This window comes from Enterococcus sp. LJL99 (assembly GCF_054871725.1).
In genome coordinates this window covers 18,031-40,071 of record NZ_JBTXLT010000003.1, presented here as the reverse complement: position 1 = coordinate 40,071, position 22,041 = coordinate 18,031, and the positions used below count along the sequence as shown (strand labels likewise).

The following is a 22,041-nucleotide window of genomic DNA, read 5'->3' as shown; positions in this document are numbered from 1 at the left end:
TTTATTGATCGTCTTTTTTAATAATTACTTTTTTTATGATGAAGAAAAAAGAATACAGGAATCATTTTTTTTTGATTTTTATTTTTGATTAAATCAATCTATCAACCAATTTTAAAAACAATCGTTATTTAAATAGTGGTTTTCTTTTATTGTTTTTAATTTATAAGCCGTAAAAATCTCCGTCAAATAAAAAACTATACTTGTTATTAATGGTTTTTTTAGCTGTTTTCTTAGATTACACACATTCAAGAAAAAAGGAAGGGGGATTTTTGTGTCAGATTTAGGAATTTTAGCAGATGAACAAATGTTTCCAACAGAGCTATTTACTGTTCTGCAATCACAAACATATCAATTGATAGATGTGAAAGAAAAAGAGCAATTTGAAAGATTAGACGGTTTGATTATTTATTTAACGAATGAAAAGAGTTTACCTGAAGCAATTGATTGGTTAATTTTTTCAAAGTCTAAATCAGATGTTTTTGTTTGGATTATTTCACAGAATTTATTGGATCGAGAGCAAACGATTTTGTTTGAATTAGGAGCAAATGATGTTCTTTGTGTGTCAGATGGAATAGAAAAACTTCCATACATCATCAAAAACACTTTTGATCGTACAAACCAAAAAAAGAAAGAAACAGATTCGATGTTTCCATATTCTTTTTTAAATGACAAAAATCAAACGGTAGTGGTCAATGGACAAGAAGTTGGACTGACACGGACAGAGTTCCAATTTCTACGAGTTTTATTTGAACGAGTGAATACAACTGTAACTTATGAAGAAGTATTTCGTACGATCTGGCCTGATTCTCCAGATGTGCAGACACTAAGGATTGCGAATGTTGTTTTTCATTTACGAGAAAAAATCAAGGAAAGCAAAGATTTTTCAATTAAAACTACTAGATCAATCGGATATCTACTAAGAATAGAAAAGTAAATTATTTAATTAAGATAATCAAATAGTGATGGCTCAGTGAGATGGAAGTTAGTCTGATAAGTGAAAAGCAAATAAGTAAGAAGTAGCATAATTCAATGCTGTACTTCTTCTTATGTGTTCAGAATTGAAGATTCTTGTTCTAGCATTGCTTGGGATTATTGAAAGAAAGTGTTGTGAATCTTATCAAAAAAAAAGTACTGTTTCAAAAAATTTTTGATTTGTTTTTTTATGTGGCTTTAATATTTATTGTGGTTGTTTTTCTAGGGTTGTCTATCTTTCAAAGTCAAGATAAATCGTTTATGGGCTATCGAATGTTTGGTGTGTTATCAAATTCAATGGCAATGCCTTCTGGAAAAACTGAAAATGGCGGATTTAAAGCAGGAAGTGTCATTTTTGTTCAAGATGCGAAAGCTGAACAATTGAAGATTGGCGATATTATTACGTATCGTCCATCAGTTAATCCAAATAATAAAAGTACTAATTTTCTGACTCACCGTTTGGTAGAAATTCAATCTGATGTTGAAGATGGACCCTACTACGTGACTAAAGGAGATGGCAATAAAGACACTGATATGCCCATCGTACCTAAAGCTATTGTAGGGAAAGTTGTTTTTTCAATTCCAGGATTAGGTAGTCTTTTAAAGTTCATTAGAGACAATAAAATAACATCTGTTGTTTTTGTTGTGTCGATTATTGCGTTTTTTTTGACCTTGAGAATGTATGTTTTTCCTGCAAAAAAAGAAACGAGTAGCAAGAAGAAGAAAACGAATGCTCGTAGACGACCTAACTCTCAACAAGCAATAAGGACAAATCAACAAAATAGTCAGAAAAATGATAGGAATGTGCAAAGACGCCGTCGAAAAAAAAGTCCTACAAATCAAGTGAAAAGAAGAATCAATAATAATTAACAATATTAACTCATCTAAATGAGTCAATATATATATTAATCTAGGAGGTATTACGATTTATGAAAAAGAAAAGTAGTAGAAAAAAATGGCTAGTTGCAACTGCGGCATTTGCCCTTTTAGCAATTGGAGCTGGTACATTTGCATGGTTTCAAAGTAAAGATAACGTGACTAACCATTTTGAAGGGGAGCTTGCAGGGAATGATGTAGAGATTGTCGAGCAATTTGTTCCTAAACCATGGAAACCAGGCGATGCTGTTGAGAAAAAAGTTGCTGTTGCGAATATTGGTGAATATGACTCTATGATTCGCGTTTCACTAAAAGAAACGCTGGCTAAGTTGAAAAATGCAGAAGCACAATTAACGGATGATGCAACAAAATTAGATGGCAAAACAGAAGCAGATATCTATTTGATGCCTTTGGATGTAGCAAAAGTAGCTGCAGGGTACACACCTAGTGTTGTTGCTGATACTAAATTTACTGTTACTGGTGGCGACTACGCTGGAACTTATACTCTAAAAGTACAAGAAAAAGAAATTAATACAGCTGCTGATGGCACAAAGACATATAGTTATGTTTCTTACTGGGATAATGGTACTAAACAATATTATGCAAAAACAAATGGTTTTAACCGTGCGACAGATGGCACATTGACACCTCAAACAGCGCAATTTAAGTATGTTGACTTAGAAAGAGCTGCAGCAGATAGTAGAGATTGGGCTGCAAGTCCAATTTATACCCCTACACTTGATATCAAAGCTGATGGAACAGCGAATGTTGAGAGTGGTGTAGATAATAAAATTGAATTGAATTTTGTTAACCTATCAAGTACTGGAACAGCTGGAAAATGGGCATATAATGCTGCTGATGGTTATTTCTATTATATTGGTATTGTTGGACCACAAGCACAAACTGCTCCATTGCTTAACTCAGTTACTTTGCTTAATACTGCAGATAATACTTACTCAAAACTTTCTTATGATTTAGATGTAAATGCTAGATCTATTCAAGCAGAAAAAGAAGCAGTGGATTCAACTGATTGGTTAAATGCAACAAATGCTACAATCAAAACTGCTTTAGAAGGATTGTACTAAGAGTAACGAAACAAGAAATTATTAATATGACACTAAGAAAAAACACTTAGTTTAGTAAGTAAGAATGAATGAGGAGGAGAGGGTTGAAGCAAATGGGATGTTCTTTTTGCTTCAACCTCTAACTCCGAAATGAAAGAATCAATATTTTTGTAAGCCGTTAGCAAATGCATGATGACATATCGATTTTTCTTTAAAAGCTCCCACATAAACGGCTTGATTCTTATTTTCATGACAACTTATTATTGAAAAATTTTCTCTTTAGCTAAGTAAACTTTTTGCAAAATTTATTTAGTTAAGTGGAAAACAAGAGTGCTTTTCTTAAAAGGGGTCAGAATAAAAGGAGAATGTGGAATGAAAAAGATTAATTTGTTTGGAACAATTATTTTGGTCGTATGCTGTCTTTTTATACATCCTGCGCTTTCTTTTGCTAGTACATTACCACCAGGCTTTTTGATTGGTGATGAACAAGGAATTAAAGTGGAGAGAGATGGAAAATATTTTATAGAAGTCAATGATGTGATGCCAGGGAAGAAATGGACGAAAAAAATTAGTCTAGTTAATTTAGAAGAAAAAGACCGCTATTCGTTAACGATGGATATCTCAAATCCTAGAACACAAGGGAAGATTGATTTATCAAAAGAAATTGCGATGGAATTGATTTACGATGGGAAAACAGTTTATGAAGGTCCGTTATTAGGGATTAATGACACAATGAATTTGCAAAAAAATTTACTAGATTTAGGTGTGTTTACTCCAGGAACTTCTCGAACATTAATTGCTAATTTTTCTGTATCTTCAAAATTGACTAATCAAGATTTTTCTGTAAAAAATATAGTGGATATTGATTGGACGTTTTATGCAATCAAAACTAAAGAAGGGGAATTTCCAAAAACCGGAACATCCAATACCCCTACGATTCCTAAAGAAACGAAAAAAGGCATTTTTCCAAATACAGGTGAAGAAGTAAAAGGAATGTTACTCTTCTTTTGCATTGGGCTGTATTTGATTTTGACAGCATTATTGATTTTCAAAAAGCGACATGATTGGAAGAAAACGAGGTGAAATCATGAAAAAAAATAAAAGAATCATTGCGTTGAAAAAAATTCGTCCTTTCCCAAAAAAAGAACTTATGCTGATTATCGCTTTGCTCTCATTAACAGTGATTGCTTTTACTTATTCATGGTTTACATCGGAAGATTCAGTAGCTAACTCGTTTAAGGGAACAAACTTACATGATGAAATAGTAGAAGTTTTCAATCCTGAAACCAATTGGGCTCCAAATCAAGCCGTTATAAAAGAAGTTCGAATAAAGAATACTGGAAATGTTGATTCTTTGATTCGTGTGTCTTTGTATGAATTTTTACTGATGTTTAAAGTTGATATAACGGATGGAACAGGAAATGGTAACTTGGTTACAGAAGCCGTAGCCAAAGATAAAAAAGTCGATTTACATGATGTGACTACATGGCAACCAGCAGTAGATACTGGTGGAACCTTTACTTGGGAAGGACAGCATTATGTTGCAAATAAAGCGTATATTTCTGATTCAAAACAAATATCTGAAGCATATAAATATAACGATACAGTGCGAGATACAACGGTTTATAAATACATTCAACTTAATTTTGAAAACGTCGTGACTGCGATTCCTGCAAGCTCAACAAAGGATTATTGGTTATATGAAGATGGCTATTTTTATTATTCTAGACCGTTGAAACCAGGAGAAGATAGTGAGCTTTTGTTAAAAAATGTTTCATTATCTAAAACAACGCCTAATCGTTATAAAGGTGCATTATACCAAGTTCAAGTTTACATGGATGCTCATGACCAAACAACGCCAGTTTTCAGCAACTGGAAAGTGTCCAACAGTAGTCAAGCTTACACGTTGCTTAATCAATTCATAGAGTAGGAGGAGTGGGAAAATGAAACTAAAAAAAATGAAACATTCTAAGCTCTTGCTACTACTGGGTAGTCTAGCCGTATTTTTAATTTTAATGCTTACTAGTAATGGAACATTCTCTTCTCTGACAGATTCTGATAATAAGCAAAATGCGTTTCGAATCGGTGATTTAAAAGTCGCAATCAAAGAGGAATTTGATCCACCTGTCAAGTTTGAACCAGATAAAGAATATACTAAAAAAGTGAAGATCGAAAATACTAGTGATCAAGCGATTTTTTTACGAGTATTGGCTTCACCAATGATTTCCAAAAAAGAGGCAGATGGTACGACAATGCTATTGCCAGCAACAACGGACGGCACAAAACCGATTTTAACGATTGATTACAATGCAATGGATTGGATTGATGGCAAAGATGGCTATTTCTATTATAAAAAGAAAATTCCTAAAGGTGAAAGTACGCCACATTTGTTTACTAAAGTAGCATTGAATAAAGCGAATATCGAAGAATTATATGACGATTATACAGATGTCAATTTAACCTTTGAATTAAAAGCCGAAGCCATCAATTGTACACAATATGCATATAGAGATGCTTGGTGGAATAGTAAAATTCCAACGGTTAGTCCGTTATTGGATGTAGATAATGAGTTGAAAGGTCAAACAATATAAGATGAGAGGGTGAGGAACTATTGAAAAAAAAGCAAGAAAAACAAGTAAACAGAATAAATAGACTTAAGTATCTCTTTACCCTGTTTGGAACTTGTCTTTTACTAGTGATTGGAGGCATGCTTTCCTTTAGCGCTCAGGCATACGCAGCCGATTTACAACCTGGGGAAGTAAGATTGACTAAAACAGCAAAACCAGTTGCCGATATGGTTAATCAGTGGGATGTAACAGTCAGGGTAGAAGGAAAAAATCACTTCCCGCCACCATCAACAGATGTTGTTTTGATTATTGATACTTCGGATAGTATGAATGATACGGTTAATAACGGGAAAAGTCGATTAGCTATTGCGAAGGAAGCGGCTAAAAATTTCGTGAATCAAGTATTAAAAGATAATTATGTCAATCGAATTTCTTTGGTTACATATGCTGGAGAAGTAACCGAGTATAAATTTGATGATGGAGCGAGTTGGAATGAGATTTTTGTAGATTCTGCTCACCGTCAATTATTGCTTGATAAGATTGAGTCATTAACAGCAACAGGAGGAACATTTACTCAAGGGGCTATTCGTAAAGCGACAGATCAACTAACCGATTCTATAGCAATCAATCGTAATATTGTCTTATTATCGGATGGAGTCCCTACGTATAGCTATGATGTCCGTTCACCATATAATCAATTAGATAGTATGGATATAATAAAAGATTACAATCCAGGGGATGGTTTCACATACTATGCAACAAGGAAAGGGATTCCAGCAGCATCTTATGATTATAGTCAGAGAATTGGACATGGAGGTGATTATGCTACACAAGCTCCTAGTTCATGGTTTACTCCAGCTCCCAATCAACGGATACTAGCGAATCATGCATACGCTGCTATAGATGAAGCTGGTTTTAGTAAAGCTAAAATGGTCACTGGTTCAACATCTAAATTGCTAATTACCGATTTTTATACTGTGGGTATTGATTTGGAAGCTGAAGCAAATACTGCGATTGGTCAACAAACATTAAAAGAAATTGCTTCTTCGCCAGATAATTATTTTGATACAAAAGCTGATGATTTAGATAATATATTATCTGGAATTGGTGGACAAATAATTGGTGCGATGAAAAAAGCAGATATCACAGATCCGATGGGAAAAGGATTCAAATTGACAGACCAGAGTAAGATAAAAACAACTCAAGGCGATACGGAAGTAGCCACTACCGCTGGAGTTGAAACTATTAGTTGGGATTTGGATTCATTAACGACACCTGTTTCTAATGATCCAAATGAAACTGTTTTTTATGCTGAAATGACCTATCGAGTGGATGCGAACAATAATGTTATTTCGCAAATGGATGGTTCTACAGGATTGGCGCCAACCAATGGCAAAACAACGATTGATTATATCGCTTATGATAAAGAAAATGAATTTAAAGAGAAAAAAAAACACGATGAATTTAAGGTTCCAACGGTTAAACCAACGATTGTTAGTCTTAAAAAGACTGTGTTAGATGATAAAGGAAATGAAATCAAAACCAAGGAACCGGAGGAGAAATTTAAGTTTTCATTTGGAGATGATGCGTATACTAAAGATGATACATTTGTCTTGCAGGCCACAGAGAGCATAGAAACAGTTCATCCTTGGGACGCTACAAAAGAGTATTCAATAACTGAAATCTTACCAGCTGAACCAGAGTTTAAAACGACGATTACTATCAATAATCAAGAAGTAGAGAGTACTAATTCGAAATTTACTTTTTCTTATAACGATACAAAAAAAACTTATGATGACCAAAAAATTCATGTAATCAATCAAAGAATCAGAAGAGAAAAAGATGTCATATTGCATATCAGACAAACTGTTATTAATAAAAGTGAAGAGTTAGTTGTTCCTAGAAAAGGGTATTATTATGCGCTGAAAGATAATAATTTACAAAAAATGAATTTAGTTTCTGGCAGTACTACGAAAGATACAGCGGCCGAAATCGAGAAGTCATTATTTACAACGTATAAGATAGTTGTCGATAAGAAATTGACGGATATCGATTTAACAGATATTGTTCCTGAATATTACTCTTTTTATGGCTATATTTTAACTACCTCAGCTAATAATTTGAAAACCGAGCATGTTTCAAGTAATAGCATAGGATTAAAAACAAATAATAAGGTTTTGCTAGATTATCAAACAGTAGATGAATATTGGTTGACTATGATTATCGAACCTAAATTTAATGATTCAGAAACATCACCTAGGCCCTATAGTTGGAGTTATAAGATTAATCAATTTGGGAATTAGAAGCATCGCCTCCTTTACGGATACTTGTATTTGAGATAAAATCGCTTATTTGCGAGGGAGTTGCTTTTACACCACTATTTATTCAATTGGCAACTACTTGATGCTAAGTAGTTGTTGCTATCAAGACTTAACAAACTTGAGGGAATGTTAAAGGTTGGTAAGCGGAAAAATAGGCTGAATGGGTCTTGTATTATGGATTAAAAAAAGAGAATGGAGATTTTAAAATTAAGGTCCTGTTTTATATCGTAATGTTTTGAGAAAAATGGGATTTAATTTAAAAATATAAAAAGTTTTTCAGGGGGAGTTAAATGAACAAGAGAAATGTAGTTAGGTTACTTTTATTGCCAATTCTATTTTTTATAGGCGTTGTAACCTTTGGAACCGAGCAAGCAGAAGCGACATCTTTAACAAGTACATGGTCGACAAATACGGCAAGCGACCCATTAGCACAAAATGATCCAATCTTTGGTAGGTCAGCCAATCAAACAGTGCCTTCTAGTTTTAATGCGCGATGTTATATACCGCCAACCTATGGAGGAGTTCAAGTTGTCAAGTATGATTCGAAGACGAATGCACGATTAGCTGGAGCACAATTTACGATTTACAATAGTCGTAATCAGGCAGTCCAAGTGATTCAAACCAATACGAATGGTATTGCTGAAACAAGAACGTTAGCAAATGGAAATTATTCGATTCGTGAAACGAAAGCACCAGATGGTTATCAATTAGACAGTAGTTTACTGAGATTTAGTGTCTGTGCAGGCAAAATGGTTTGTTTGTCAAAATGTAATGTTCCTCTGCCAGTGAAAAAAGGGTGTATAAAAGTTACCAAAATCAATGAAAACAGACAAGTTTTAAATGGAGCTGTTTTTGATGTGTATAATTCAAACGATCAATTTATTGGAAAAATTACTACAAGTGGAAATGGAACAGCAACCCTAGGTAATCTACCTTATGGTACATATAAATTAGTAGAAGCAAAAGCACCAGAAGGCTATGAATTAGACACTACACCTAAATATGTCACTTTATCAGCTTCATCACCTTGTGGAGTAGCTAGTATAACAATTTGTAACAAGAAAAAGGTATGTACAGGAAAAATCAAAGTTGTTAAGAGAGACGAATGTGGTAAAAATGTACTAGCTGGAGCCGAGTTCGATATCTTTAATTCTAAAAATCAATTAGTTGGTAAAATTACGACGGATAAAAACGGTGTGGCTGAATTAGCTAATTTACCTTATGGTACGTATAAATTAGTAGAAACCAAAGCACCAGAAGGCTATGAATTAGATGCTACACCAAAATATGTCACATTATCGCAATGGTCAAATGGCGTAGCTTGCATTACGATTTGCAATAAGAAAACACCAACAGGAAAAATTAGAGTAGTGAAACGAGACGAATGCGGTAAAAATGTATTAGCAGGAGCCGAATTTGATGTCTTTGATTCAAATAATAAATTAGTTGGTAAGATTACAACAGATAAAAATGGTGTGGCTGAATTGGCTAACTTACCATACGGTACGTATAAATTAGTAGAAACGAAAGCGCCAGAAGGCTATGAATTAGATGCTACGCCCAAATATGTTACTTTATCAAAATATTCAAATGGTATCGCATGTATCACGATTTGCAATAAGAAGACACCAACAGGGAAAATCAAAGTAGTTAAAAAAGATGAGGCAAACCAATTATTAGCAGGAGCCGAGTTTATTGTAATTGATTCGAACAATCAATTAGTAGAGAAAATTACAACGGATAAAAATGGCGTTGCTGAATTAACAAATTTACCATATGGAACATATAAAGTAATTGAGGCAAAAGCACCAGAAGGGTACGAATTAGATGCGACACCAAAATATATTACTTTATCTAAAAACTCACCAAGTGGGATAGCTACACTAACTATTTTGAATAAAAAGAAAGTTGAAAAAGGAAGCATTGAAGTTATTAAAAAAGATGAAGTGGGACAACTATTGGCTGGCGCTGAATTTAATGTTTTGGATTCAGAAGACAAAGTAGTTGGAACAATCATCACAGGTGTGAATGGGGGTGGTTCACTAGGTAATTTACCATATGGCACCTATAGATTAGTAGAAACGAAAGCACCAGAAGGCTATGAACTAGATCCAACACCTAGAACAGTTACTATTTCTAAAACAAACCAAGTAGTTAAAATTGAAGTAGTTAACAAAAAAACAGCACCAGTTACTGGTGGAATCAAAATCATCAAATTTGTCAAAGGTTCTAATCCTGAAGTCTATCTGAAAGATGCTGTATTCGAAATCTATGATAAAGATAATAAAATTGTAGGATCATATACGACAAATGAGCAGGGTGAAGCGCTCGTTTCAGATTTAGAAGCAGGTAAATATTTAGTTCTTGAAGTTAAAGCTCCGCCAGGCTATCAAGAAGATATCACTATTTATGAAGTAATAGTTGAAGCTGGCAAAATTGTCGAAGTTAGACATCCAAATGTTGAAAAAATTACAACAGGTGACTTATTAGTTAAAAAGTATGTGAGAGATAGAGCTGGATTTGAAACAACAATTCCTGTACCAGATGCTAAATTTGAAGTAATTGATTCCGCAGGAAAAACTTATACAGGAACAACCGATAATGAGGGGAATATCCACTTTTCTGGATTACCTGCAGGCGAAGTAACAATCACTGAAACGGAAGCACCAACAGGGTTTATAAAAGATTCGACTCCTCAAACCAAAACAATTGAAGTAGGTAAAACCACAGAGGCGATTTTTTATAATGAAATTAAACCCAGAAGTGGTCTATTAAATATTTATCTTTCAAGCAGTAACTCAGAAACATCGTTAGCAAATATCGAATATCAAATTGTATCTAGTGAAAATGATAAAGTAATCGATACTATCAAAACGAATGAGTTTGGTCAAGCAAGTGTAGCTTTACCTGTTGGTGAATATAAGTTAGTTCCAACAATAAGCTTTTTAGATGAACAAGCTCAAACGTTTAAAGTTGAAGAAGGTAAATTAACAATTATTCACTTAGAGATTTAACAAAGACCAAAAGTATTAGAAGTTAGCTATAATCAAATTTGTTTTAGGATAAGTCGTTTTACGATTTATTTTAAATAGATAGTAATCCGTGCGCGCGTTTTACAAAAAAAATTAGGAGGAAGAAGAATGAACAAACAAGCTGAAAAAAAAGTTGGAAAATCTTTTGAAGAATTAACAACAGAAGAAATGAATAAAGTACAAGGAAGTTGCCGCAAAAGTTGTTGCGCTCCATCATGGAACTACTACTCTTCAAGATGTAGTTACAATTGCTACTCTTCAAGATGTAGCTGTTGGTGGTAATTTATAAGAATTAAGTTGCTGGACAAGTTGCTGAACCTAAGCCACTTGTCTGGCACTTATTTTTAATAGGAAAAATGAACCATTGGCTATCGAAGAAAAAAGGTACTTCTATGGCCGTAGATAGAAAGCTTAAATCAGTCAGTAACTGTTTATTATTCATGTAAACAAAAACTGTATTTACATAAAATGAAGTAAAAGAGGGTTGGTATGAGTATAACGAATTTAGCTAAAGGGACGTCCATTCGACAACGTTATGAGTTGTTGACTGGTTATTATTTGAGTAAAAATATTCAAGATGTAAATGCTCAACTAGAAAACTATACGAAGTGGCGTCAACGACCAACAACGGTCACTGATGAGCGTTTTGATGAGTATTTGAACTCTTTGAAATTGACCAAATCAGCTTTCGATATGGCAATCAAAGAGTTGACGCAAGAAGAAGAAGAATATATTTTCGAACAGATTCAGTCTGAAAAATGGATGGAAATAACACAAGCGATTCTTACTAGTGAAGACCAATCTTTTGAGAATTCTTTAGAGCAAGAAAAAGCCAACTTCACTTATGCGTTGCGTTTACATATTAATTATTTAGAAGAACAATTAATCGAAATCATTTCTGAGTTTCCCGCACTTACAGTTCACTCTCATGCTGTACAAGAATATCTAGGTGAATGTGTTAACCGTTTTATAGATATTGGGCTGAGAACTTTTGTCTATGATTTACATGTTGAAAAAGAAAAAATGGTTTTTTCAGAAGTTCTAGATGAAAAAGAAGGATTTCACCAGTATCTTGCAGAACGATTTGATACAAAAGAAAAACTAATACTTTTTTATACTACGTATCCCGTTTTAACAAGGTTATTGGCTGAGACAATTGAATTTCAAACAACGAATTTTCGAGAATTACTTCAAGCGATTGCTGAAAGTGAACGTGATTTGCAGCAAATTTTACAAGTAAGTTTACCGATTCACTTAACGAAGATTAAAATGGGCGCAGGTGATTCACATGATCGTGGTAAATCAGTAGCTATTTTAACCTTTAATGATAATCAAGAAATCGTTTATAAGCCTAAAAATTTGCTGATTAGTGAGCGATTTGACACGTTTATTCGGGAAATAAAAAAAATAGATAAGACATTAGATTTTTATTTAACAACTAAAATCGTCAAAGAAAAATACTCGTTTGAAGAACGCTTGATTTATTCAGAATGTCTCACGGAAGAAGAAGTCAGTCATTACTATGAGCAATTTGGTCAAATCATTGGGTTGGTTTATTTATTGAATGGCAATGATTTTCATTTAGAAAATGTGCTGGCTTGTGGGAAATATCCAGTATTGATTGATTTAGAAACGATTATTCAAAATCATTTCCCAATGCCGGATGAAGATCATGCATTCGCTAAAGCGCTACAAGAAAACGGCAGTTCAGTTGTGATGAGTGGACTTGTCCCGTCCTATGTCTTTGAAGAGCGAGTAGAAACGGATGTGGAAGGAGCTGCAAATGGCGTGCAATTAAGTGCGCTGAGTGGAGGAGAACAAAAATTACCGTACAAGGTATTGAAACTGACTAATTATGATTCAGTAAATATGCAATTCACTTATCAAGAGCATACGACAGATGCAGCAGAAAATATTCCGTTATTTAATGGTGAAAAAGTAGATTTTGTTCCTTATATCAATACTATCATCAAAGGCTTTAAAAAGTTTTCAGCGTTTGCGATTCAAAATAGAGAAATTTTAGCTATTTTGGCAAAATCGATTTTTTCAGATTGTATGGTTCGTCATGTAATTAAAGCGACCCAGCATTATGGCGATTTGCTGGATTACTCTACTCATCCTAGCTGTATGATCGATTATATTGAACGCGAGAAGCTATTTGAAAATCTTTGGATGCATGAATACGCTAATTCTAATCCAGTTCCTTATGAAATGAGAGATATGTTGCAGCATGATATTCCCATTTTCTTTAATCCAGTGGCGACGACCGATTTGGTTGCCAGTCAGGGTGAAACGATTAAAGACATGTATCAGACAAAAGCAATCGATCTTGAAGTAGCGCGTATAAAAAATTATTCAAAAGCAGAAGAAGCTGAACAACTCGATTATTTAAAAACTTCTTTTGGCTTATATCATGCGAGTGATTTACAACAAAAAAGAGTGACTTTAACGACAACTGCTTATCAGGATGATTTTCTAGCGGGGGCAATAGCAATAGGAGAAACGATTTCAAATGCCGCATTCGTAGGAACGGATTCAATCACTTGGAAAAATATTGAGGAAACGTCTCCTGATAATTATGTTGTTAATGTGATGAATGAAAATCTTTATGATGGCCTTACTGGCATGTATCTTTATTTTAGTGAAATGTATCATACGACTGGAGAACCAAGATTTAGGGAACCGTATAAATTGGCGGAAGCGTTTGTTTTAGAATTACAAGGAGAATATGTCGATAGCACCTCCGCCTTTTTTGGTTCTTTTTCTGCTGTATATCCATTACTCTACACCTATTGTTATACGGGTGAAGCGATTTTATTGGATGAAGCAGTCCGAATTGCCGAGCAGTATATCGAACGATACGACAAAGCAACCATTGAAAACTATGATTGGAATGGCGGAACAGCCTCAATTGTTAAAGTATTTACGCATCTATACCAATTGACTCAAAATCAGCGTTATTTACTATTTGCTCATCAGTTACTTTTAGATCTTGATTTAACTAAAATTACGCAAGGCGGATTTGCACACGGTTATTCAGGTGTTATCCATAGTGCTAATAGTGTGTTGAAGTTTGAGAAAGATCATAGGATAGAGCAATTGATTGATGCGTGTCTGATTGCTGAAAGAGCGACGTTTGATTCAGAGCAAAAAGGTTGGTTAGATTTTCGAATGACACCGCCAATGACCATTGATTTATGGTGTTACGGCTCTACGGGAATTGGATTAGCTTATTTAGATTTATTTACTAGTGGGTTCGAGGATCCTCAATTAGCAGAAGAAATTATCTGTGCAGCAGATCGCTTGATTAAACAGGATAAAAGAGATGACTGCTTGTGTCATGGTAATTTTGGCGATTTAGAATTTTTATTAAGTTTTGCGCAATCCGAATTAGCTTCGGAAGAACAAAAGGAACAAATTCAACAAAAATTGAGCCAAGTAAAACAAAAAATTGATGACGAATACTATACGTTTGAAGGGTTACCAACTATTCCGAAGTACGGTTTATTTACAGGGCTTGCGGGGATTGGTCATCAATTATTACGAATCTCCGCGTCAGATCGCGTTGGAAATGTGCTGATGTTGGATTTACCACAAAGATAGGAGCGATCATCGTGACAAAAAAAGTGCCATTTACAGAACAGAGTGAACATAGTGAATGTGGTCTTGCTTGTGCAACAATGGTGTTGAATTACTATCAGGCTAGAACGACACTTAGTCACTTACGAGATATTTATGGAGTGCCAAAAGGTGGTAATACGTTAACGAATTTGAATCAAATTTTACTGGATCATGGGATTGAAACAACTGCTATTCGGGTATTGGATTTTGAGATTTTAGAAAATCAAACAGCGCCCGTTATCTGTTTTTGGGAAGAACGACATTATGTCGTTTTAGAAGAAATGACAGAGAATGAAGTAATTATTTTAGATCCAGCAATTGGCAGAAAAAAAATTCAATTGGAAGAGTTTAAAGAGAGCTTTTCTGATATTGCATTGATTGTGTCAGCTGCTGATGATATCCAGGTGCAAAATGTGAATAAAAAAAATGCAACGGGTCAAATTTTGAAAACAATCTTACAGAATCAGCGGTTGAGAGTGGGTATTTTTATCGCATTAACCTTAGGAATTCAATTAGTGACGATTGCAGTACCACGCTTGACCCAGCGAATTATTGATCAATCTGGTGTTGCAGTGACCAATGTGGTACAAATCGGATCAACGATTGCGATTCTATTTATTTCCTATTATTTATTGCAAGTTTCAAGAGGATTGGTTTTGATTGTATTAGAAAATCTATTTGATTTAACGTTAATGAAGTCGTTTATGACTAAAATCATTCACTTACCACTCAGATTTTTTGTCAATCGTTCAACGGGAGATTTGATTTTTCGCTCAAATTTAAGTGTGATTATTCAACAAATCATGAGTCAACGAATGCTGACGATTTCAATTGATTTTCTCTTCGTCTTTGTTTATCTGATTTTAATGGTCACAATTTCACTAAAACTAACCTTGATTGCTGTTTTTGGTGCTTTCATAATGGGCTTGATTTCGGTAATTAATTCTAGAAAAGCGCAAAGCATCACTGATAAAGAGTTAATCGCACAATCCAATGTACAGCGAATCTTGGTTGAATTTTTTGAAGGGATGGAAACCGTTAAGTCATCTGGTTCGGAACGTCAATTTTATACTAAATGGTTAAAAGAATTTAAACGGCAAATTCGTTTCCGGTCTCAAAAAAGTCGCTTTTCTACGTGGTTTAGAACAATTCAAACATCGATTCAATTTATTTTACCGATTTTATTGATTTATGTTGGACTGTTCCAGATCACTCAAGGGCAATTGACAATTGGTGCATTGATTAGTTTTAATGCATTATCTGGTGCGTTTATTACACCTATTGTTACCGTATTTGATTCATATACTGATTTTTTATTGTTACGTTCTTACTTTGGAAAATTAAACGAAGTTTTGGATGCAGAAGATAGCCCTTATGTAGGGAAAAAAGGCAAGAAAATCAAGTGGATCAACTCAATCAAAGTAGAAAATATTTCGTTTAAATACAGTCATTTCGAAGAAGATATTTTACATGATACATCTTTCGAAATTAAAACAGGAGAAAAAATTGCTATCGTCGGTAAAAGTGGCTCTGGTAAAAGTACCTTGCTGAAATTGTTAGCTGGCTTATATGATACCTCTGATGGTCAAATCAAATTTAATTCTCTAGATGTGAAAAAAATCAACCATCAATCATTAAAAGAATGTATCAGTGTAGTGAATCAAAAACCAACGATTTTTAATGCAACGCTTTACGATAATATTGTGATGAATCAAAAAGAAGTTTCAGAAGAATCATTTGAAAAAGCTATTTTTGATTCTCGAGTAGATGAAATTATCGCAAATTTACCATTAGGTTTGGATACGCAGATTTCAGAAGGCGGGATGAACTTATCTGGTGGTCAAATGCAACGAGTCTCAATCGCTCGTGCCTTAGCCAAAGAAACAAGTTTACTTTTAATGGATGAACCGACAAGCTCCCTCGATAACATTTCAGAAAATTTTATTATGGAACGTTTAAAATCGTATGACTTTACTTGTATCGTTGTGGCCCATCGGTTGAATACAGTGAAACATTTTGATCGGATTTTGGTGATGGATCAAGGGGAAATTGTCGAAGAAGGAACACATGAAGAGTTATTAGCTTTAGAAGGTTTCTATCACTCGATTTATTTTGAGCCAACAACTGAAACTAAACCAGAATTACGGATGGTTCAATAGTTAAGCAATCGTCTTCTAAATGAAAATAAACGGAGGTTGGGACAAAAGTGTTTAGCTCCGAGAACCAAGTAGGTACGATGCATCATCGAATCACTACGTTCTTCGTGGTTTATCGCAATAAGAAGGAATTTCCGAAAATGACAAGAAACACGAAAGTTTTCCTTTCGATGTTGAATGATTCCGACTTGGTGTTCTTCAAATTTTTGGTAAATTTCGGCTTATTTCCGAAGGAGCTGCTTTTGCACCACCGTTTATCAGGTCATAAAACGATCGCTTAGAATTGAGCAATTGGACGAACCAACAGTTATTGCGTTCTTTGCAATGAATGATGGTTAGGAAATTGCTGAGATTCTGATTGTTTTATGCCGTTTGTTCGGTTTTAAAAGATAAAACAAAAGTGTTTTTTGCTTTTGTCCCAACTTCTATAACAAGCATGGATGCCTAAAAATCGGAACTTGATTTTTTAGGCATCCATATTTAGTTATCTGCGTTAAATGAAAAATTCATTCAAAATAGTCTAACGAGGTGTTTTTACAGGAAGTGAATTTCTTTTTAGTGAAAAAAATATAGCATCGAGAGTCTTCTTTTGTTAAAATTTGATACAAATAGAGAGGTGAAGCAAGATGAAGCTCTTTTTAATAGAAGATGACCATACACTCGCAAAGCTACTAAAAAATTATATTGAAAAATATGGATTTGATGTGATTATCGCCCAAGATTTTAACGATTTAGTATCTGAATTCAAGCAGATACAGCCAGATTTAGTTTTGATGGATATTAATTTACCTTATTTTGATGGTTTTTATTGGACGAAAGAGATTCGACAAAATTCTAATAGTCCAATTATCTTTTTATCAGCTCGTGATCATACTATGGATCAAGTGATGGCAATGGAGTATGGTGGAGATGACTATTTAGTCAAACCGGTCGATAATCAACTTTTAATGGCTAAAATCAAAAGTCAATTAAGACGTGCCTATGGAGCGTATGCGGTAAATGGTGAACGGATTTTAACGTATCAAGAACTACAGTATTTTCCTGAACGTTTAGAGATTCGTTATCAAGACAAACGAGAATTATTGACGAAAAAAGAAGGTGAACTAATGGAATTATTAGTTCAACAAGCTCCTACGATTGTTAAGCGAGAGCAGTTTCTAATGAAGTTATGGGATGATCAACAGTTTGTTGATGATAATACGTTGTCTGTCAATATGACACGACTGCGAAAAAAAATGACGGATATTGGACTTTCGTATTCGATTAAAACGATTCGTAATCAAGGATATCAACTAGTTTGGAGTGAAGCAACCTGAAATTATACTTTAAAACGCATATTGGAAAGTTTCTGTTTTGTCTTTCGATTTTACTTTTTTTATTTGTATTGTTAAGAGTTGCTGATTCTGCTGATGGACTGTTATTAAGTTATTTATTTGGTTTAGGAATTTTTTTATTTTGTCTCTATTTTGCAATAGATTATTATATGAAACGATCGCTCTATGCTTTTTTATCCAATCAAAAACAAGATATCTTTCCTAAAGATGCTAGCTTAGAAAGTCAAATGATTCAAGCACGAATTACTCATATATTAAAAGAACAAGAAAATGCGCTTCGTTTTCAAACTAAAGCTAAAGAGCAACAAATCACGTTTATGAATCTATGGACACATCAAATGAAAACACCAATCAGTGTTTTAGAACTAATGGCTCAAGATAATCAATTAGATCCAGTTGCTGTGCTAAAAGAGACGCAGCGGTTGAAAAATGGGCTAAATTTAGCTTTAAATGAGGCACGTTTAGTAGATGGAATTGGTAATGATTTTCAGTTGAAGCAACTTTCTCTTACAGAAATTGTTATGACAACGATTAATGTTCAAAAAAATTACTTTATTCATCATCAAGTTTATCCCAAGGTAACGATGAAAGAAGACATTTGTGTTATTTCTGATGAAAAGTGGCTGATGTTTGTAATTGAGCAATTAGTGATTAATAGTGTTAAGTATTCAACACCTCAAGGAACAGTATTGATTGAAGGCGAAAGTAAAAATGGAATTCCGACGTTAACGATAACCGATTTTGGTATTGGCATTCCGTCAGAAGACTTACCGCGAATCAAGCAAGCTTTTTTTACAGGAGAAAATGGGCGCAGTTTTGGTGAAGCGACTGGCATGGGGCTATATTTAGTCGAGCAAGTCGTTCAAAGTTTAGCGATAACGATTGATATTCATTCAGAGCGCTCCAAAGGGACGACCGTTATACTATCTTTTCCAGCCAATTAAGGATGATAAATTAATGTTTTAAGAAAGAGGGCTAAATTTATTGCTGCAAAAGTAATTAACTTAAAGAAACAAGTAGTTAGTTATACACCATTGGTTTATGTCATGTACTATTTTCAAAATCAACTTGGTTTAGAGAGGCTATGTTTGTCACTTTTTTGTATTTCTTACAGCTCTGTAAGAAAAGTGAAAGATTGAGCAATAGGAGAGGATAAACTTTCTTGCTACACTTAAGATACAAAAAAGAGGAGGGGAAAAGATGGTATTGTTGGAGATTAAACAGCTAATCAAAAATTATCAAAACGAAATGACTGTCGAAGTTTTGAAAGGAATTGATTTAAAAGTTACAAAGGGAGAATTTGTGGCCATCATGGGTCCTTCTGGAAGCGGAAAAACGACCTTGCTAAATTGTATTGCCACGTTAGACCAACCGACTTCAGGAACCATTTTACTTGAAGGAACCAATCCTCATGAATTTAATAAAAATCAACTAGCTGATTTTCGTCGTCAAAAACTAGGTTTTGTTTTTCAAGACTATAATTTATTAGCTCCTTTAACAGTGATAGAAAATATTATTTTACCATTAACTTTGGATCGCCAAGCAAAAAATGTGATGTTAAATGAAGCAGAAAAATTAATGAACGAGTTAGGAATCGCCCATTTACGTGATAAACGAATTTATCAATTATCTGGGGGAGAGGCACAACGAGTGGCTATTTGTCGGGGGTTGATTCATGAACCTAGTTTGGTTTTAGCTGATGAACCTACAGGAAATTTAGATTCAAAAACAGCAACAGATGTGATGGAACTATTATCAATGTTAAACCAAGAGCGGCAAGTGACAACGTTAATGGTTACACATGATGCTTTTTCTGCTAGTTTTTGTTCACGAGTCGTGTTTATTAAAGATGGCGCTTTCTTCAATGAAATCTATCTTGGCGATAGTCGAGAGCTGTTCTATCAAAAAATATTGACTGTTTTGAGTCATTTGGGAGGGCGGTCACATGAACTTTTCCAAACTAATTTTTAATAATGTGACTCGTTCAGCACGCAAGTATTTCAGTTATTTTCTTAGTAGTGTCTTTTCTGTGTTTATTTTTTTTATGTTTGCTATGCTAAATTTTCATCCTCAACTAAAAAGAGGTTTAGGTGGAAGTAGTGAAACAGTGAGTTCGTTTGCGGAAATCGGGATGACTGCTAGTCAAGTGTTGATTGTTTTGCTGTCCTTTATTTTTTTATGGTATTCATTTTGGACATACGTGAAAGCACGTAAAGCAGAATTGAGTGTTTATTTGATGCTAGGAATGAAGCCGAGAGATTTACGAAAATTATTATTTGGAGAAAATATGGTTATCGGTTGTTGTGCTACTGTTACAGGAATCGGCTTAGGAGTGATTTTCTCTAAGGCGATGTTGATTGTTGTCGGTAAACTACTGCATCTAGAAAAAGTACTGTCCTTTTATTTTCCTGCAAAGGGAATAGTGCTGACATTGATTGTTTATAGTATTTTGTTTTTCATCGTTAGCTTTCTGATGATTATACAGATCCAGACAAAAAATCTTAATCAGCTAGGAAAAAGCGATTTGCAACCACAACCATTGCCCAAAATCCATCCATTATTAGTAATTTTAGCCATCGTATGTTTATTTTTAGGTTATAGTTCACTTGCTTATTTTGTTTACCGCAATCAAACGCCACTGTTATTAGTATTTTGTGTGTTATTGACGGTTTTAGGAACCTTTTTATTTTTTCATCAAGCAATTGTTTATTTTTATCATTGGTGCCAAAAACGTTCCTTTTACTGGCGTGGGAAAAACTTGTTAACAGTTTCTGATGGGCTTTATAAAGCTAAAGAAAATGCGACAATGTATGCTTTGATTGCTTGTACAGCTGCTGTTGCTTTAGTTGCAATTTGTGTGACTACCGCGTTAGGAAGTGCAGAAACAGGCAGTCGAAGTAGTATTACGCCAGCGTATGTGATTTCCAGTAATGTAGCTGAAGCTAAAAAGCAACCTAGTGAAGAATTAGGAAATCAGGTGTGGAAGTTTGTCACTGATGCTGGCCAAAAGGGATTTCATGATTCAGTTGCTACGTATGCGTTAAAATGTGCAATGGATTCTTCCAATCCTGATATGACTGACAACTATTATTTTGTCTATTTAATGAAAGAAAGTGATTATAATCGTTTAGCTAAAAAACTAAATTTAGAACCATTACATCCAGACAAAGATGAGCTTTTAGAACCTGCAACGACAATCAATGAATACAATCAAAATAAAAAAGCAGTACCAGATAAATTAAAGGAAACAATCATTGCCGAGTTCGAACATGAAAAAACAAGAGAGCTAAATGCACGAAAGGTACCAGTGCATTTTAAATTAGCACCACTGTCTCGCTTATTTATTGCGCAAGATAATTTGGTTATGGAAAGTATGAATGTTCCAGATATTGAATTTCAAATGATTTATCAAATAATTGATTTTAAAAACTGGCAAGAAACCCCCGAACTAAATCAAAAAATTGAAACTTTTTTAAGTGAGCAACTGGACAAAGAACAAGCTTTAATGGATCAGATAATAAATGAAAGTGATTCGATTGAAGAGCAAGACAAAAAACTAGCAGCAGCGAATCTTCAATTTTTCAATTATGCATCGAAATATCAAATTTGGATGGAACAACGGCAAGCGAATGGAATGATTCTGATTATCGGAGTTTTATTGGGAGGGGTCTTCTTTTTATTCGCAGGATCGATTATTTACTTCCGTTTGTTTGGAGAGTTAGATAAAGAAGGACGTTATCATCGAAGTTTATATCAATTAGGTTTTCAACCCAAACAACGCCATCAAATGATTACTAGACAAATGCTTATGATGTATTTTGCGCCGATGTTTGTCGCTTTTTCTCATTGTGCTGTTGCATTTTGGGGTATTATTGCGATTGCTCAAATGGATTTATGGAATTACTTTTGGATAATCAACGGAAGCTACCTTGCTGTCTTTTTCCTACTATTTTTACTATCTCGTTGGCGGTATCTTATACATTTAGATCTTCGAGCAGAAGAACAACAAAAAATTGACATTTAAAAAAGTAGATATTAGCTGAAAAACTGTGTAATTGCTCTAGAAAGAGTAATTTACACAGTTTTTATCATAAAAAA

The 22,041-nt window shown here is 34.2% G+C and carries 15 protein-coding genes; all 15 read left to right on the top strand.

Annotated features, from left to right (window positions below; genetic code table 11):
- Positions 1-271 precede the first annotated feature (271 nt).
- The 15 genes from ACYSNW_RS05535 (at position 272) to ACYSNW_RS05465 (ending at position 21,967) form a co-directional block, all read left to right on the top strand.
- Positions 272-934, top strand: a complete 663-nt coding sequence (locus tag ACYSNW_RS05535) for a winged helix-turn-helix domain-containing protein (protein ID WP_461743477.1) — start codon at positions 272-274, stop codon at positions 932-934.
- 173 nt (positions 935-1,107) lie between these two features.
- Positions 1,108-1,842, top strand: coding sequence for a signal peptidase I (locus ACYSNW_RS05530; protein ID WP_461743476.1), 735 nt, complete (start codon positions 1,108-1,110; stop codon positions 1,840-1,842).
- 59 nt (positions 1,843-1,901) lie between these two features.
- Positions 1,902-2,933 carry a BsaA family SipW-dependent biofilm matrix protein gene (locus ACYSNW_RS05525; RefSeq protein ID WP_461743475.1) on the top strand — a complete coding sequence of 344 codons (1,032 nt, stop codon included), beginning with the start codon at positions 1,902-1,904 and terminating at the stop codon, positions 2,931-2,933.
- Between the two features lie 351 nt (positions 2,934-3,284).
- Positions 3,285-3,995, top strand: coding sequence for a hypothetical protein (locus tag ACYSNW_RS05520; protein ID WP_461743474.1), 711 nt, complete (start codon positions 3,285-3,287; stop codon positions 3,993-3,995).
- Positions 3,996-3,999: 4 nt separating this feature from the next.
- Complete coding sequence (locus ACYSNW_RS05515) at positions 4,000-4,842, top strand: BsaA family SipW-dependent biofilm matrix protein (protein ID WP_461743473.1); 843 nt, start codon at positions 4,000-4,002, stop codon at positions 4,840-4,842.
- A gap of 13 nt (positions 4,843-4,855) precedes the next feature.
- A complete protein-coding gene (locus ACYSNW_RS05510; protein WP_461743472.1) occupies positions 4,856-5,503 on the top strand; it encodes a hypothetical protein in 648 nt (215 codons plus the stop codon).
- Positions 5,504-5,523: 20 nt separating this feature from the next.
- Positions 5,524-7,782 carry a VWA domain-containing protein gene (locus ACYSNW_RS05505; protein WP_461743471.1) on the top strand — a complete coding sequence of 753 codons (2,259 nt, stop codon included), beginning with the start codon at positions 5,524-5,526 and terminating at the stop codon, positions 7,780-7,782.
- Positions 7,783-8,090: 308 nt separating this feature from the next.
- Positions 8,091-10,814, top strand: coding sequence for a SpaA isopeptide-forming pilin-related protein (locus ACYSNW_RS05500; RefSeq protein ID WP_461743470.1), 2,724 nt, complete (start codon positions 8,091-8,093; stop codon positions 10,812-10,814).
- A gap of 126 nt (positions 10,815-10,940) precedes the next feature.
- Positions 10,941-11,114, top strand: coding sequence for a mersacidin family lantibiotic (locus tag ACYSNW_RS05495; protein ID WP_461743469.1), 174 nt, complete (start codon positions 10,941-10,943; stop codon positions 11,112-11,114).
- A gap of 207 nt (positions 11,115-11,321) precedes the next feature.
- Complete coding sequence (locus ACYSNW_RS05490; protein WP_461743468.1) at positions 11,322-14,435, top strand: type 2 lanthipeptide synthetase LanM family protein; 3,114 nt, start codon at positions 11,322-11,324, stop codon at positions 14,433-14,435.
- 11 nt (positions 14,436-14,446) lie between these two features.
- Complete coding sequence (locus tag ACYSNW_RS05485) at positions 14,447-16,612, top strand: peptidase domain-containing ABC transporter (RefSeq protein WP_461743467.1); 2,166 nt, start codon at positions 14,447-14,449, stop codon at positions 16,610-16,612.
- 623 nt (positions 16,613-17,235) lie between these two features.
- Entirely contained in the window at positions 17,236-17,925 is a 690-nt protein-coding gene (locus tag ACYSNW_RS05480; RefSeq protein ID WP_461743466.1) for a response regulator transcription factor, read from the top strand.
- A gap of 167 nt (positions 17,926-18,092) precedes the next feature.
- Positions 18,093-18,887: an ATP-binding protein gene (locus ACYSNW_RS05475; RefSeq protein WP_461743464.1), complete on the top strand. Its 795-nt coding sequence runs from the start codon at positions 18,093-18,095 to the stop codon at positions 18,885-18,887.
- 256 nt (positions 18,888-19,143) lie between these two features.
- Complete coding sequence (locus ACYSNW_RS05470; protein WP_461743463.1) at positions 19,144-19,914, top strand: ABC transporter ATP-binding protein; 771 nt, start codon at positions 19,144-19,146, stop codon at positions 19,912-19,914.
- Positions 19,889-21,967 carry an ABC transporter permease gene (locus tag ACYSNW_RS05465; protein WP_461743462.1) on the top strand — a complete coding sequence of 693 codons (2,079 nt, stop codon included), beginning with the start codon at positions 19,889-19,891 and terminating at the stop codon, positions 21,965-21,967. Before ACYSNW_RS05470 ends, ACYSNW_RS05465 begins: the two co-directional genes overlap by 26 nt.
- Positions 21,968-22,041: the final 74 nt, after the last annotated feature.

Excerpts from the sequence above, each read along its gene's own strand:
- ACYSNW_RS05525 (WP_461743475.1), top strand. The coding sequence starts at position 1,902 with ATGAAAAAGAAAAGTAGTAGAAAAAAATGGCTAGTTGCAACTGCGGCA.
- ACYSNW_RS05520 (WP_461743474.1), top strand. The coding sequence starts at position 3,285 with ATGAAAAAGATTAATTTGTTTGGAACAATTATTTTGGTCGTATGCTGT.
- ACYSNW_RS05515 (WP_461743473.1), top strand. The coding sequence starts at position 4,000 with ATGAAAAAAAATAAAAGAATCATTGCGTTGAAAAAAATTCGTCCTTTC.
- ACYSNW_RS05510 (WP_461743472.1), top strand. The coding sequence starts at position 4,856 with ATGAAACTAAAAAAAATGAAACATTCTAAGCTCTTGCTACTACTGGGT.
- ACYSNW_RS05500 (WP_461743470.1), top strand. The coding sequence starts at position 8,091 with ATGAACAAGAGAAATGTAGTTAGGTTACTTTTATTGCCAATTCTATTT.
- ACYSNW_RS05495 (WP_461743469.1), top strand. The coding sequence starts at position 10,941 with ATGAACAAACAAGCTGAAAAAAAAGTTGGAAAATCTTTTGAAGAATTA.
- ACYSNW_RS05490 (WP_461743468.1), top strand. The coding sequence starts at position 11,322 with ATGAGTATAACGAATTTAGCTAAAGGGACGTCCATTCGACAACGTTAT.
- ACYSNW_RS05480 (WP_461743466.1), top strand. The coding sequence starts at position 17,236 with ATGAAGCTCTTTTTAATAGAAGATGACCATACACTCGCAAAGCTACTA.
- ACYSNW_RS05475 (WP_461743464.1), top strand. The coding sequence starts at position 18,093 with ATGAAACGATCGCTCTATGCTTTTTTATCCAATCAAAAACAAGATATC.
- ACYSNW_RS05470 (WP_461743463.1), top strand. The coding sequence starts at position 19,144 with ATGGTATTGTTGGAGATTAAACAGCTAATCAAAAATTATCAAAACGAA.
- ACYSNW_RS05465 (WP_461743462.1), top strand. The coding sequence starts at position 19,889 with ATGAACTTTTCCAAACTAATTTTTAATAATGTGACTCGTTCAGCACGC.